9 protein-coding genes are annotated in these 14,719 nt (G+C 67.4%); all 9 read right to left on the reverse strand.

Annotation, left to right across the window (positions count from 1 at the left end; genetic code table 11):
- Positions 1 to 50: 50 nt before the first annotated feature.
- Positions 51 to 1,682 carry a peptidoglycan-binding protein gene (locus QP609_RS13405; RefSeq protein ID WP_197621584.1) on the reverse strand — a complete coding sequence of 544 codons (1,632 nt, stop codon included), beginning with the start codon at positions 1,680 to 1,682 and terminating at the stop codon, positions 51 to 53.
- A gap of 47 nt (positions 1,683 to 1,729) precedes the next feature.
- Positions 1,730 to 2,818 carry a lysozyme inhibitor LprI family protein gene (locus tag QP609_RS13410; RefSeq protein ID WP_197621583.1) on the reverse strand — a complete coding sequence of 363 codons (1,089 nt, stop codon included), beginning with the start codon at positions 2,816 to 2,818 and terminating at the stop codon, positions 1,730 to 1,732.
- Between the two features lie 123 nt (positions 2,819 to 2,941).
- On the reverse strand, positions 2,942 to 5,470 hold the full coding sequence (locus QP609_RS13415) for a membrane-bound PQQ-dependent dehydrogenase, glucose/quinate/shikimate family (RefSeq protein WP_069118332.1): 2,529 nt from the start codon (positions 5,468 to 5,470) through the stop codon (positions 2,942 to 2,944).
- 131 nt (positions 5,471 to 5,601) lie between these two features.
- Positions 5,602 to 8,328, reverse strand: coding sequence for a DNA gyrase subunit A (gene gyrA, locus QP609_RS13420; protein ID WP_289213796.1), 2,727 nt, complete (start codon positions 8,326 to 8,328; stop codon positions 5,602 to 5,604).
- 297 nt (positions 8,329 to 8,625) lie between these two features.
- The gene (gene mtnA / locus QP609_RS13425) at positions 8,626 to 9,690 is read right to left on the reverse strand and encodes an S-methyl-5-thioribose-1-phosphate isomerase (protein WP_014647652.1); all 1,065 of its coding nucleotides are present in this window, start codon (positions 9,688 to 9,690) and stop codon (positions 8,626 to 8,628) included.
- A 47-nt stretch (positions 9,691 to 9,737) separates the two neighbouring features.
- Entirely contained in the window at positions 9,738 to 10,469 is a 732-nt protein-coding gene (locus QP609_RS13430; protein ID WP_197621659.1) for a DUF3011 domain-containing protein, read from the reverse strand.
- Between the two features lie 138 nt (positions 10,470 to 10,607).
- Positions 10,608 to 11,564, reverse strand: coding sequence for an EF-P lysine aminoacylase EpmA (gene epmA, locus QP609_RS13435; protein WP_014647654.1), 957 nt, complete (start codon positions 11,562 to 11,564; stop codon positions 10,608 to 10,610).
- Entirely contained in the window at positions 11,561 to 12,046 is a 486-nt protein-coding gene (locus QP609_RS13440; RefSeq protein ID WP_197621660.1) for a GNAT family N-acetyltransferase, read from the reverse strand. The genes epmA and QP609_RS13440 overlap by 4 nt, the downstream gene beginning before the upstream one ends.
- 48 nt (positions 12,047 to 12,094) lie before the next feature.
- Positions 12,095 to 14,566 carry an NAD-dependent DNA ligase LigA gene (ligA, locus tag QP609_RS13445; protein ID WP_197621662.1) on the reverse strand — a complete coding sequence of 824 codons (2,472 nt, stop codon included), beginning with the start codon at positions 14,564 to 14,566 and terminating at the stop codon, positions 12,095 to 12,097.
- Between the last annotated feature and the right edge of the window lie 153 nt (positions 14,567 to 14,719).

Here is a 14,719-nt window from a genome sequence, read left to right on the forward strand (position 1 = left end):
CACCCTGCCGGCAGCGACGGACCCACTGCGGGCACGTCGCTGCCGCAGGCTCAGGCCATTGAAGGCCCGCGGTTCTCATGGTGGCGGCTTTCGAGGGCGAGCTGGTGCTCGCGCTGCCGGTTGTCACCGGCCAGATCATTCACCGTTTCCTCCATCGAGCGCGCGGGCTGTGCCGTATCCACACTGGCGCGCTCACCGGGAATCAAACCGGCAACCCACAGGCGATCTCCGGCCATCATCACCCGGTCGACGCGCGCGGCATCATCGATGCCGTTGCGCTTGGACTCCAGCACTGCCTGCATGACGTGCTCGTCGCCGATGGTGCCAGGTACCCCCTGGCGGATGCGCTCGAACAGCGCGGCGTCCCTGGGCGACAGCGATTCCATGCCATTGGGCTGCGGTGCGGGCTCCGGCGCGGCCGGACCAGCGACCGGTGCATTCGCCGCTGCCTGCTGCCGCGCCTGCACCTGCTCCGGCTGGAACTCCGCCCGCGTATAGGGCGGACGCCGCGGCGGCCAGTTCTCCGCGCGGTCGAACTCGGTGGTCGGCGCATGCTCGCGAGCGACGGCGGCATCGTTCAACTGCCGGCGCGCATCCGTGTCGATGACGCCGCCGGGGCGCAGCGGCAGGCCATAGTCCTGCTGGAAGTTGCGCATGGCCGCCTGCATGCCGGCATCAAACGTGCGCGCATCGCGCTCGGCACGTGGGTTCGGTTCGGTCAGGTACCCCAACGCCTCCAGCTGCCGGCGCATTTCGAACACCGGCTCGCCCTTCTCACCGGGGCCCAGGTTGCCGTCGGCCAGCGGCCCGGTCAGGTCGGTCACCGTCCGGCGCTTGAAGTCCGGATCGACCGCCAGCGTGTCGCTGCGCATGCGTTCCAGCAGCGCAGCGTCGATGCGGCCATTGGCCGGGCTGATACCCCGCTCGGTCTGGAAGCGGCGCACGGCCTGCTCGGTGGAGGCGCCGAAATCACCGTCGGGCTTGATCGCGGCATTGGCGTTGTTGCGGATGTCCAAGCGCTGCAGGTACTGCTGCGCTTCCAGCACGTGCTGGTTGGCGTCACCCCGGTGCAGGTCCATCGCCCCGGTGGGCGCCTGGGGGGTCGGCACCGGCATCTGGAAGCCTGGTTGCTGCACACGCTGGACCAGGCCGGCAACCTGGGATTCCCATTCAGTGGCCCGTGTGGCGATGGCGTCTGGATAGGGACTGCCGTTGTTCAGCTCACCGCCATTGACCGAGGCCCGCGCCTGCCGGTAGTCGGCATGGTTGGCGTTGACGTTGTCGGACAGCCGCGCACCGAACAGGCCGTCGCGCATCCCCACCACCAGCACCTTGGTGGCGATGTCTGCCTGGGCAGCCCGTTCCGGATGCTCGACCAGCTCGCGGCCGATCCCCAGCGCCTCGCCCAGCCGCTCGTAGTTGTTGACGTGGGTGAGGTGGGCAAAGCCCCGGCCGAAGTACTCCTCGCCGCCGAAGTAGCGCAGATCCACCGCCTGCTTCCTGCCCCAGTCTTCCTCGGGCGCGGCGAAATCACGCGATTCGTGCTGCGCCGTGGCCAGCACATAGGCAATCTGCCGATGGTCGGTAATGCCGTTGTCGATGCAGGTACGCACGATCATCTCGACCGACTGGTCCCGGGTCAGGCCGAAGCCCGACCCACCTTTTCCATAGCCTTCGCTCATCCTTCAGCTCTCCAGTTCCGGAACGCATCCATTCGTCGGGGGAAGACCTACTTCAGCAGGTCCGGTTCGGTCGGGACCTCGCCCCTGCAGGTGTCATAGCGGCGCTGCAGCAACGTGCGCGTGCCGGTTCCGCGCAGCTGGATGACCTTGTCCTCGCGCTCGCACGGGCTGACCTTCGCGCGAAGCACGAACCGCCCATTGTCGATATGGTCGATGTCGCGCCCACCGATGGCCGCTTCCAACGCCTTGGCACGCACATAGCGGTTGCGCTTGGCATCGAACAGGTAGAACGCATGCACCGGAACGTTGTAGACACCGCTGTTGTCCTGCCACACCTGCAGGTCCGGCACGCCATCACCATTGAAATCCGAAACGGTCAGCAGCACGGCGGTCGCACCCTGGGCACCGGTGCCGGCGCGGGTCAGGCGCGGCTGCACGTCCGTGACCACCACGTTGCGCCCACCACGGGTCACGCCCATGCTTCGCACCTGGCAGGTCGTCACGTTGTCGGTGCCGCTGCAATCGGTCACCTGGAAGACCACCTGCAGTGCCGGTGTGAGCCTGCCCTCGCCGGGCCGCAGGACGATCCTGCCCTGCTTGTCGGGCGCGGCATCGGCGGCATGCACAGCGGCCTGCGCCGGCGCCGGGGCCGCCTTGGCTTCCGCCACCAGCGCCGCCGCACCGCCCCCCTGCAACTGGCGGGCACGCAGCAGGGTCATGTGCGTGCGGCACTGCTGTGAATCCAGCTGGGCAACGGCCGTGCTGCCTTCCGGGCACCGGTTGTCGCGCTGGCGCAGCCATTGCCGCTGCAGATCGCGCAGCACCTGCTGATCACTGGCGGTCAGTGTGGAGCGCGCCGCGCTGTAGGCGGCATTGAGTGCATCGTCGTGCACCTTGAGTTCAGCATCGGCACAACGGCGACGGGCGTCCAGCGCGGTGCCTGCGGCCGCCATGCAGGGCGCATGGGCGGGGCTCAGATAGCGCGCATCGCCTGCGATCAGTTCGGCACCGCTGGGCACCTTGCGTGCCGCGGGCTGGGGCGACGCCTGCGCGCTTGTCCACAGGCAAGGGCCAAGCAGAAGCAGTCCTGCCAGCAACCGGGTGGCACGCCCCGGCAGGCGTTCGGAGTTCAGCATGCGTTTCCTTCCCTGGGGGCGTTGGCCGGCCCCGTCCTGTTCCGATGATGGATGCTGCCCGGTCGCCAGCGCAACTTCAGCGACAGCGGTCACAGCCCGTAGGCCGCACTCAGGCCGGCAGCGCTATTTCGGCAGTGCGTAGGCCATCACGTAATCGCCGTTCGGGGTTTCCATGAAATGGTGGCCGCCAGCCATGATCACCACGTACTGGCGCCCGCCCTGCGCGTACACCATCGGATTGGCCTGGCCACCCGCGGGCAGCTTGGCATGCCACAGCTCCTTGCCGGTCTTCAGGTCGATGGCGCGCAGCAGGTCATCAGTGGCGGCGGCGATGAAGATCAGGCCGCTGGCGGTGACTACCGAACCGCCATTGTTCGGCGTGCCGATCTCGATGGGCAGGCCGGAACGGATGCCGAATGGTCCGTTGCCGCGCGCACTGCCGAACGGACGGTCCCACAGCAGCTTGCCGGTGCGCAGGTCGATGGCCCGGATGCCGCCATAGGGTGGCTGCTTGCACAGCAGACCAGTGAACGGCAGGCGCCAACCGGCGTTCACCTGGATGGCGTAGGGCGTGCCCACCTGTGGGTCGCCCGCGCCTTCGGCGCCGCCCTTGTCGAACCGGACCTTCTCGCGTGGCAGCCAGCCCAGCCTGTCGGCCTCGGCGCGTGGCACCAGCCGGTTGTAGTTGGGCATGTCGTTGTAGTTGGCCACGATCACGCCGCGGCGTGTATCGATGGACACACTTCCCCAATCCGAACCGCCGTTGTAGCCGGGATATTCGATGGAATGGCGATCACTGCTCGGCGGGGTGTAGAAGCCTTCGTAGTACGCCTTGCGGAACTGGATGCGGCAGATCAGCTGGTCGACCGGGGTGATGCCCCACATGTCGCGCTCGGTCAGGTCATGCTGCCGGCGCAGCGTGTGATACAGCGAGAACAGCTGCGTGGGTGAGCGTTGTTCCGGTTCGACACCGCCGACCGGCACCCTGCGCTCTTCGGCGGCGGTCAGCAGCTGGCCGTTGCGGCGGTCAAGGATGTAGAGATCACCCTGCTTGGTCGGCAGCAGGAGCGCCGGCACCTTGCCAGCCGCCGTCGGGTAATCGATCAGGCTGGCCTGCGAACCCAGGTCGTAGTCCCACACATCCTTGCGCACCGCCTGGAAATGCCAGGCCGGCTTGCCCGTGGCCACATCGATCGCCACCAGCGACGTCGCGTAGCGGTTCTGGTTTTCCGTGCGTGAGCCACTCCAGTAATCGCCAGCGGAATTGCCCAGCGGCAGATAGACCAGCCCCAGCGCCTCATCACCGGTCGCGGTGGTCCACATGTTCGGCGTGCCGCGCGTGTAGGTCTGCTCATGCGGCGGCAGGCCGCTGCGTTCGGGCTGGTCCATGTCCCACGCCCAGCGCAGCTTGCCGGTGATCGCATCGTAGGCCTGGATCACCCCCGACGGCGCGTCGCGGCGCTGACCATCCAGCACCTGGTGGCCGGTGACGATCACCCCGCGCACGATGGCCGGTGGCGAGGTGATCGACACATAGCCCGGTGGCACCTCGCCCATGCCCAGAGTGATGTCGACCTGGCCGTTGTTGCCGAAATTCGCACAGGGGCGGCCACTGTCGGCATCCACCGCGATGATGCGCCCGTCCAGCGTGCCCTCGATGATGCGCGCCCAGCATGCCGGACGACTGCCCGGTGCAGCGCTGCGGGTGGCACTGGGCGGCGGTTCCGGCAACGCCAGATCAGCAGCGGCATCGGCCAATGCGGCATCGGCGAGGATCGGCGTGGCCGGTTGCTCGTAATAACTCACGCCACGGCAGGCGGCGGTGTATGGAATCGAAGCGTCCTTTACCTTCGGATCGAACCGCCACACTTCCTTGCCGCTGGCCGCATCCAGTGCGATCAGGCGGTTGCGGGCGGTGCACAGGTACAGACGGTCGCCGATCTTCAGTGGCGTGGTTTCCGCACCCCAGCGCTTCTTCGGCATATCGCCGGTGCGGAACTGCCAGGCCAGCTGCAGCGTGGCCACGTTGGCCGGGGTGATCTGCTGCAGCGGCGAATAGCGGGTGGCGGCATTGCTGCGCCCCCACGCCGGCCAGTCCCCTTCGGCAGGCTGGTCGGCCGGCTGCAGGCCGGTGGTGTCGCGGGTCGGTTCCAGCCCGACGCTGGCCGCGCCTTCCGGGAACGGCTGGTGCCCGTCCACTTCGCCGTGCGGCGCGAACGCCAATCCGAAGGCAGCGACGAACACCAGCATCAGCACGCCGGCCACGCTGCGCGACAGGCGCCTGGAAACCGGTTGGTGGAGGGTGGGCGCCAGCAGCGCCAGCACGATGCCAAGCGCGGTCACCAGGCCGAGCCGCGGTACCCAGCGCCAGTAGTCGCTGCCCGACTCCCACCAGGTCCACAACAGCGTACCGGCGAACACCAGCGCATACAGCAGCGCGCCGCTGCGGCGATTGCCGAACAACAGGAGGCCACTGGCCAGCAGGCCGGCCCCGGCGATGGCGTAGTACGCCGAGCCGCCCAGGCTGAGCAGCCATGCGCCGAGCCCGCCGATGACCAGGCCGAGCAGGACCAGCAGCAGCGACAGCACGGTAACGAGAGGATGCCGGGAGGCGCGGACGGGAGCAGGAGCGGACGGCGGCGTGGCGGACATCGTCGATCTCCGGGGGCAGCATGCGCCGTTATCCCACCGCCGACGTGAAGCGCGCGCGTATGTGCGGCATCCGGATACGACGACGCCGGCACAGGGCCGGCGTCGTCGCGTAGCTCAACCTTGCGGCAGGATCACTCCTGCGCGGCGTCCTCGCTGCTGGAAGCCGCCGGGGCGCCATCGGTCGTGGTCGCGGCCGGGGCAGAGGCAGGCACTGCCACCTCATCCTCGTCCTCGTCGATCGAGGCATCCATGCGCTCCACCGCCTGCAGCTTCTCGTCCTTGGACAGGCGGATCAGGGTCACGCCCTGGGTGTTGCGGCCGACGCGGCTGATTTCCGAGCCACGCGTACGCACCAGGGTGCCACCATCGGAGATCAGCAGGACTTCGTCGCTGGAGCCCATCAGCACTGCGGCGACCAGCTTGCCGTTGCGCTCGGTGGTCTGGATGCCGATCACGCCCTGCGTACCACGGCCCTTGCGCGGGTAGTCCGGCAGCGGGGTGCGCTTGCCGTAGCCGTTCTCGGTGGCGGTAAGGATGTACTGAACGCTGGCGTCGTCGGCGCCGTCGATCACCGCGTCGCCATTGGCAGCGGCTTCCTCGACACCGCTGTCGTCCTCGTTCTCGTCCTCGCTGCCACCGGCACTTTCGGCCACGATCAGGCTGACCACTTCCTCGCCGGCCGGCATCTTGATGCCGCGCACGCCGGTGGCGGTACGGCCCATCGAGCGGACCTTGTCTTCACCGAAGCGCACGGTCTTGCCGTTGGAGGCGAACAGCAGGATGTCACGCTCGCCATCGGTCAGGCCGACACCGACCAGCGCATCGCCCTCGTCCAGGTTGATCGCGATCTTGCCGCGGGCCAGGCGGAAGGCGAACTCGCTCAGCGGGGTCTTCTTGACCGTACCGTTCTTCGTGGCGAAGAACACGAACTGGCCATCGGCGTACTCGCGCACCGGCAGCACGGCCTGCACGCGTTCGCCCGGCTCCAGCGGGATCCAGTTGATGATCGGACGGCCGCGGGCGTTGGAACCGGCTTCGGGCAGCTGGTAAACCGGCAGCCAGAACACCTTGCCCGAGCTGGTGAAGGTCAGCAGCGTGTCGTGCGTGTTGACCAGCCACAGCTGTTCGATGAAATCCTCTTCCTTGGTCGCCGCCGCGCTGCGGCCACGGCCACCACGGCGCTGTGCGCGGTACACGCTCACCGGCTGCCGCTTCACGTAACCGGCATGCGACACGGTAACCACCACGTCTTCCGGCGCGATCAGGTCGAGGATGTCCAGGTCCTCTTCGCTGTGGCGGATTTCGGTACGACGTTCGTCGCCGAATTCGGCCTTGACGTTGACCAGCTCCTCGCGGATCACCTGCAGCAGGCGGTCGGGATCTTCCAGGATGTGGATCAGCCCGGCGATCACTTCCAGCAGCTGCTTGTACTCGTCGGTCAGGCGGTCCTGCTCCAGCCCGGTCAGGCGGTGCAGCCGCATCTCCAGGATCTGGGTGGCCTGGATCTCGGTCAGCTGGTAGCCGCCCCCGATCAGGCCCACGCCCTTGGGCAGGTCTTCAGGACGGGAGGCCTCGGCACCGGCCGCACCCAGCATCGCACCGACCAGGCCCGGCTCCCACACGCGGGCCAGCATGCGCTCGCGGGCTTCGTTCGGGTTCGGCGAGGTCTTGATCAGTTCGATCATCTCGTCGATGTTGGCCAACGCAACGGTCAGGCCTTCCAGCACGTGGGCACGGGCGCGCGCCTTGCGCAGCTCGAACACGGTGCGGCGGGTGACCACTTCGCGACGGTGGCGGACGAACGCCTCCAGCATCTGCTTGAGGTTCATCAACTGCGGGCGGCCATCGACCAGCGCCACCATGTTGATGCCGAACACCGATTCCATCTGCGTCTGCTGGTACAGGTTGTTCAGCACAACCTCGGCAGATTCACCGCGCTTGATCTCGATGTAGATGCGCATGCCGTCCTTGTCGGACTCATCGCGCAGCTCGCTGATGCCTTCGATCTTCTTTTCCTTGACCAGCTCGGCGATCTTCTCGATCAGACGCGCCTTGTTCACCTGGTAAGGAATTTCAGTGACGATGATCGATTCGCGGCCGTTGTCGGCCACTTCGATATCGGCCTTGGCACGGATGCGCACGCGGCCACGGCCGGTGCGGTAGCCGGCGACGATGCCGGCAGTGCCGTTGATGATGCCGGCAGTCGGGAAATCCGGGCCCGGGATGTATTCCATCAGGCCGTCGACATCGATGTCCGGGTTGTCGATCAGCGCGATGCAGGCGTTGATCGATTCGCTCAGGTTGTGCGGCGGAATGTTGGTCGCCATGCCCACCGCGATGCCAGCCGAACCATTGACCAGCAGGTTCGGGAACCGGGTCGGCATGACCGTCGGCTCCAGTTCCTTCTCATCGTAGTTGGGCTGGAAATCGACGGTTTCCTTGTCGATGTCCGCCATCAGCTCATGCGCCAGGCGCGACATGCGCGCCTCGGTGTATCGCATTGCTGCAGCGGAGTCGCCGTCGATCGAACCGAAGTTACCCTGGCCGTCGACCAGCATGTAGCGCAGCGAGAACGGCTGTGCCAAGCGCACCAGCGTGTCGTACACCGACTGATCGCCATGCGGGTGGTACTTACCGATGACGTCACCGACGATACGCGCCGACTTGAAGTAGGGCTTGTTGCTGTGCGCGTTGAGTTCGTTCATCGCGTACAGCACGCGGCGATGCACCGGCTTGAGGCCGTCGCGCGCATCCGGCAGCGCGCGGCCCACGATCACGCTCATGGCGTAATCGAGGTAGCTCTTGCGCATCTCGTCTTCCAGGTTGACCTGGATGATTTCCTTGGCGGTTTCTGCCATTCGGGTTCCGTTGTCTGGTAGCGGTCCAGTCCGGCGCAGCCCTCTGCGGGAGGGGGTCGCGCCGGAACCTCGATTCAACCTGTGGATACTACCACAACAGGCCGTTTTCCGCCTCCCTTTACGGGGATTTTACCGGCACAAATCAGGAACTTAGGGCCCCATACCGCCCCTGTAGAGCCGAGCCCATGCTCGGCTGCGCGAAATCAGTAGATCCACGCCGTGCGTGGATGAGGCCTGCCTGGGGTCAGAGCCCTTTCCTGCGAAAAGGGATCCGACCCCGGGACCTTCCTGCCCGCCTCAGCCGCCGAAGGCGGTGCGCATGTTCCCGGCGGTCGGGTTCAGGATGACCCCGCGCTCGGTCACGATGGCGTCGATCAGCTCGCCCGGGGTGACGTCGAACACCGGATTCCAGGCGGCAATGCCCTCGGCGACGGTACGGGTACCCCCCACGCCGTACAGCTCACCCGGGTCGCGCTGCTCGATCTCGATCTGGCTGCCGTCCACGGTCTCCATGTCCACGGTCGAGGACGGAGCGACCACCATGAACTTGACGCCGTGGTGGCGGGCGGCGATGGCCAGCTGGTAGGTGCCGATCTTGTTGGCGGTATCGCCATTGGCGCAGATGCGGTCCGCGCCCACGATCACCCATTGCACGGCGCCGGTCTTCATCAGGTGCGAGGCAGCCGAATCGGCGATCAGGGTGGCATCGATGCCGTCCTGCTGCAGCTCCCACACGGTCAGGCGCGCGCCCTGCAGCCACGGCCGGGTCTCGCCGGCGAAGACGCGGGCGATGCGGTGCTGGGCCATGCCGGCACGGATCACGCCCAGCGCGGTACCGAACCCCGCAGTGGCCAGCGAGCCGGTATTGCAGTGGGTCAGCACGCCGCTGCCAGCCTCGATCAGGCCCGCGCCCAGTGCACCCATGTGGCGGTTGGCGGCCAGGTCTTCCTCGGCGATGGCCTGCGCTTCCGATTCCAGCAACGCCTTCCAGTCGGCGCCGGCGGCGTTCAGGCAACGGCGCATGCGCGCCAGCGCCCAGGCCAGGTTGACCGCAGTCGGGCGCGACGCATTGAGGCGCTGCAGGGCCGGTTCCAGCTGCTGCAGGGCGTGCGCACCATCGGCGGCCTGCACCTCGCGTGCAGCCAGCACGACACCCCAGGCAGCGGCAATGCCGATCGCCGGCGCGCCACGCACGGTCAATGCGTGGATCGCGCTGGCAACCTCGTCACTGTCATGGCAGACCACGTGCTCGACCACGAACGGCAGCTTGCGCTGGTCCAGCAGTTGCAGGGCATCGCCGGTCCACAGGATCGGGCGGATGTGGTCGTAACGGGCGTAGTCGATGTCAGAGGCAGTGTTCATGGGCCCATTGTAGGGCCACGCCCCGCAGGGTTGGAGCCTGCCCGGGCTCAATTCACCGAGAATTCGGCGCGGCAGCCGCCGTCCACCCAGATCCCGTTGCGGCTCCAGCCCCAGGTACTGCCTTCCTCGCAGGGCGTGCTGGACAGCTGCTCGGAGACCGCGGCGCCAACCGAGATGCTGGCACCGCAGAAGCGCCGCTTCTTCGACTTCGATTCGCAGGTCAGGCGGCGCGGCATGTCGACGAAGCGGCCATCGTCATCGGCCACTTCGAAGTCACCCTGGCAGCCACGGCTGGTCCAGACTTCATTGCGCTTGTAGCCCCAGCCCTGCCCTTCGCGGCACGGCAACACCGACAACTGGCGCAGCAGGCGCACCGGCGCGCCATCGAGTCGTACCGGGCAACTCTGCGGACGGCCATTGGACTCGCAGCGCACCACACGGCGCACCAGGCGCTTGCCCGAGCTGTCAGCCGGCGGCGCCGCGCCCGCTGCGCGCCGGGCGCGGAACTCGGCACGGCAGCCCAGGGTGACCCACACACCACTGCGGTCAGTGCCCCACTCGCTGCCGCGGATGCAGCTGTTGCTGGACAGCTGGCGCACCAGGTCGACGCCGTTGGCAACCTCGATATCGCAGTGCACCCAACCCATGTCGCGTGATTCGCAGGTCACCACTTCATCGTCGTAGCCCACCTGCTGGGCCGACGCCGGCGACGGCAGCCAGGCACCCCAGAGCGCAATGGAGTACACCGGTGCAGCGACAACCGCGAACCACTTGACCAAAGCCTTCCCCAGCAGGAATGGATGAACTGGATGCCAGTGTCCGGCATTGGCCGTGATAAGAGCATCATCGTGCTTACCGACGCAAGCGCACCGAACCCGCGTTTCGTTCAGCCTGCGATGTTCAGCAACACGCGGGGATCACGCGTGGGCGAAGTCGTAGGCCAGCACATCGGCGATGCGTGGCGTGCGGTTCATCGCCATCAACAGGCGATCGACACCCACCGCCACGCCGGCACAGGCAGGCATCGACGGCAACGCCGACAGCAGTGCCTCGTCCACGGCCGGCTGCACCTGTCCACGTTCGTGGCGGCGCTGCTGGTCACGCTGGAACCGGGCGCGCTGCTCGTGGGCGTCGTTCAGTTCGTGATAGCCGTTGGCCAGCTCCACTGCACCCAGGTACAGCTCGAAACGCTCGGCCAGCGGCGGCGTGCCCGGACGGATGCGGGCCAGCGCGGCCTGGCTGGCCGGCCAGTCATGCACCACGGTCATCACCGCGTCATCGAACTGCGGCTGGATGTGGTGGGTCATCAACAGGTCCAGCCAGTCATCACGGGTCAACCCGACCGGGTCGATGTGCACGTCGCCAAGTGCAACACGCAGCGCGGCTTCATCGGCCTCGAACGGATCCAGGCCCACGTGCTGCTGGAACAGCTCGCGGTAACTCAACACACGCAGCGTTGCACGGCGTCCGACCAGGGCCAGCGCCTGGCCGACCAACTCGGCGGTTTCCTCCATCAACCGGTGGTGGTCCCAGCCGACCCGATACCACTCCAGCATGGTGAATTCCGGGTTGTGGCGGCCACCGGCCTCGCCGTTGCGGAACACCCGGCCCAGTTCGTAGCAGTCGCCCACACCGGCCGCCAGCAGGCGCTTGAGCGGATATTCCGGCGAAGTGCGCAGCCAGCGACGACGGCCACCGGCATCGACATGGCCGGTGAAATCGGTATGGAAGCTGTCGATGTTCGGCTCGGTGTTGCCTGCCACCGACAGGATCGGCGTTTCCACCTCCAGCACATCGCGCTCGGCGAAGAAGCGGCGCACCAGTGCATTGAGCGTGGCGCGCTGCTGCAGCGCGCGCAGCAGGGCCTCGCTCACAGGATGCCCTCCGGGCGCGGATGGTCGAGCGGCAGGGTCAGCAGATCGCGGGTGTCGTCGATGTAGCCGCTGGCCAGGTACAGGCGGCGGGCCAGTTCGTTGTGGTGGTTCACCTCCAGGCGCAGGCGGCTGACACCACGCCCGCGAGCGCGCTGTTCACAGATGGCCAGCGCCTGCTTGCCGCGACCACGACCGCGCGCGCGATGGCTCAGGTACAGCTCGTCCAGCAGCATGAAGTGGCCGCCCTGCTCCAGGCTGAAGCCCATCGCGATCACCGCGTAGCCGACCACCTCGCTGGCCTCGTCCAGCCACAGCAGCACTTCGCCATTGCGCGGATCGGCCAGCAGCGCGTCCACGCCGCGACGCACGCGCGCGTCATCGAAGTCGATCCTGTCTTCGGCGTAGAACTCGCGCATCAACGCGATCAACAGTTCTTCGTCGGCACGGGTGGCCAGGCGGAAATCCAGCGGGGCGGTCTGCATCGGTGTTCCTTCGTCTTTCATGCCGGGCGCCGGGCACCCGGCGGGTCATCATTCGTGTTCGGCGAGGTAGGCCAGCAGGCGGTCTTCGTCCCACACCGGCACGCCCAGCGATTGCGCCTTGTCCAGCTTGGAGCCGGCCTCGGTACCGGCGACCACGAAGCTGGTCTTCTTCGACACACTGCCGGAGACCTTGGCACCCAGCGCTTCCAGGCGTTCCTTGGCGGCATCGCGGGTGAGCTGGGCCAGGGTGCCGGTCAGCACCACGGTCTGCCCATCCAGCGGGCCGGCCACGATCTCGGCCAGCGCCGGCGCCTTGGCCAGGATCTGCTGCATCGCCTTCTCGGCTGCCAGCAGCATCGCGCCATGGCCATCGGCATCGAGCCAGTCGGCCAGACCGCGCGCAGTGTCGTCCGGCAGGCCGGCGTTGACGAACTGGCCATGCTCGGCATCCAGCACCGCCTGGGCATCCGGCAAGGCAGCCACCAGCTTCTCCGCACGCAGGCGGGTGATGCCGGGGATTTCCGATTCGACCAGCAGTTGCGCCAGATCCAGGCCTTCGCGCAGCTTGGCACTGGGCGCGTGCACATCACTGATGCGCACCTGCCCGACCTGCAGCAGGTCGTCGATGGCCTGCTGGTTGCCCTGCTGCTCGAAGAAATGGCCGAGAGAACGCGCCACTTCGCCACCGATGTCCGGCACGCGCTTGAACAACGGCCATGGCAGGTGGCGGATCAGTTCCAGGTCACCGAACCACTGCGCCAGCGCCTTGGCCGTGCTCTCGCCGACGTGCTCGATGCCAAGCGCGAACAGCAGGCGCTCCAGCGTGGCTGCGCGACTGGCGTCGATTGCCGCGATCAGGTTGTCGGCCCATCTGGTGGCGATCTTCTTCGTGTTCCATTCGAAGCTGGCCGGCTGTGCCAGCGCCTGCGCGCGCCACGCCGGATCGTTGCCATCCAGCTTGAGCACCGCATTGAGCACCGCGCCGCTGCCTTCTGCCGGCAGGTGCAGCTTCAGCGCGGCGGCCAGTGCGGAAGGGTCCCCGGCATCCAGCACCAGCTTCAGGTGCAACAGCTGGTCACGGTTGAGCCGGTACAGATCGGCCACGCTCCTGACGATGCCGGCGTCGACCAGGGTTTCGATGTACTTGTCGCCGAGGCCGTCGATATCCATCGCACGGCGCGAAGCGAAATGGGCAATGGCCTCCTTGCGCTGCGCAGGGCAGGACAGTTCGCCCGAACAGCGCCACGCAGCTGCACCTTCCTCGCGCACGATTTCCGAGCCGCACACCGGGCAGCGCGTCGGCATCTGCCAGGGCGAGGTGCCCTGTGGACGGCGGTCGAGGATGACGCTGACCACTTCCGGAATCACGTCGCCAGCACGTCGCACGATCACGCTGTCACCGACACGCACATCGAGACGCGCGATCTGATCGGCATTGTGCAACGTGGCATTGGACACGATCACGCCGGCCACAGCCACCGGCGCCAGCCGCGCGACCGGCGTGGCGGCACCGGTGCGGCCGATCTGGATCTCGATCGCCTCCACCGTGGTGCTCTGTTCCTGTGCCGGGAACTTGTGCGCGATGGCCCAGCGTGGCGCACGCGAGACAAACCCCATGGCCTGCTGGCCGGCGCGGTCATCCAGCTTGTAGACCACACCATCGATGTCGAACGGCAGGCCATCGCGACGCTCGCCGATGTCACGGTAGTAGCCGAGCAGGCCGTCGGCGCCTTGCACCACCTTGCACAACCCGCTGACCGGGAAGCCCCAGGCGCCGAGCTGGGCCAGCGTGCCCGAATGGGTGTCCGGCAGCTCGCCGCCCTGCACTTCACCGGTGCCGTAGGCGAAGAAACTCAGCCGGCGCTGCGCACTGATCTTCGGATCGAGCTGGCGCAGTGAACCCGCTGCCGCGTTGCGCGGGTTGGCCAGCACCTTGCCGCCCTGCTGGCGCGCACGTTCGTTGTAGGCCTCGAAGTCGGCGCGGGCCATGTACACCTCGCCACGCACCTCCAGCACATCCGGCCAGTCCTTGCCGTGCAGGCGCTTGGGAACATCGCCGATTTCACGCAGGTTGGCGGTCACGTCCTCGCCGGTACTGCCATCACCGCGGGTTGCGCCGAGTACGAAATGACCGTCCTCGTAGCGCAGGCTGATCGCCAGGCCATCCATCTTCGGTTCGGCCGAGAACTGCAGGCTGCGGCGGCCCAGGCGCTCATCGATGCGGCGCACGAAGTCGGCCACTTCCTCATCGCTGAAGGCATTGGACAGCGACAGCATCGGCACCGCATGGCGCACTTCGGGGAAGCGGCCGGACGGGCGTGCACCGACCTGTTGGGTCGGGCTGTCGGCACGGGCCAGCTCCGGGTGCTCGCGCTCCAACGCTTCCAGCTCGCGCACCATCCGGTCGTAGTCGACGTCGGGGATCTCCGGCGCGTCCAGCTCGTGGTAGGCGCGGTTGGCCTGGGCGATCTGCCGGCGGAGATCTTCGGCGCGTTCGGCGGGGCTGGGGCTCATCGGGATCCGGTGGTTCTGGGATGGCCGGGGATTCTACCGCGCCCGGCCGTCAGGCCCTGTAACGCCCCGCCTTCGCAGCGTCGAGCGTGCTCGACGGGCACTCCCCGCTCCGGTAGGTGCCAACCTTGGTTGGCACGTCTGTAGTCGAGCATGGCTCGA

Source organism: Stenotrophomonas sp. 8(2023), from assembly GCF_030345295.1.
In the GTDB taxonomy this organism is placed as follows: Bacteria; Pseudomonadota; Gammaproteobacteria; order Xanthomonadales; family Xanthomonadaceae; genus Stenotrophomonas; species Stenotrophomonas muris.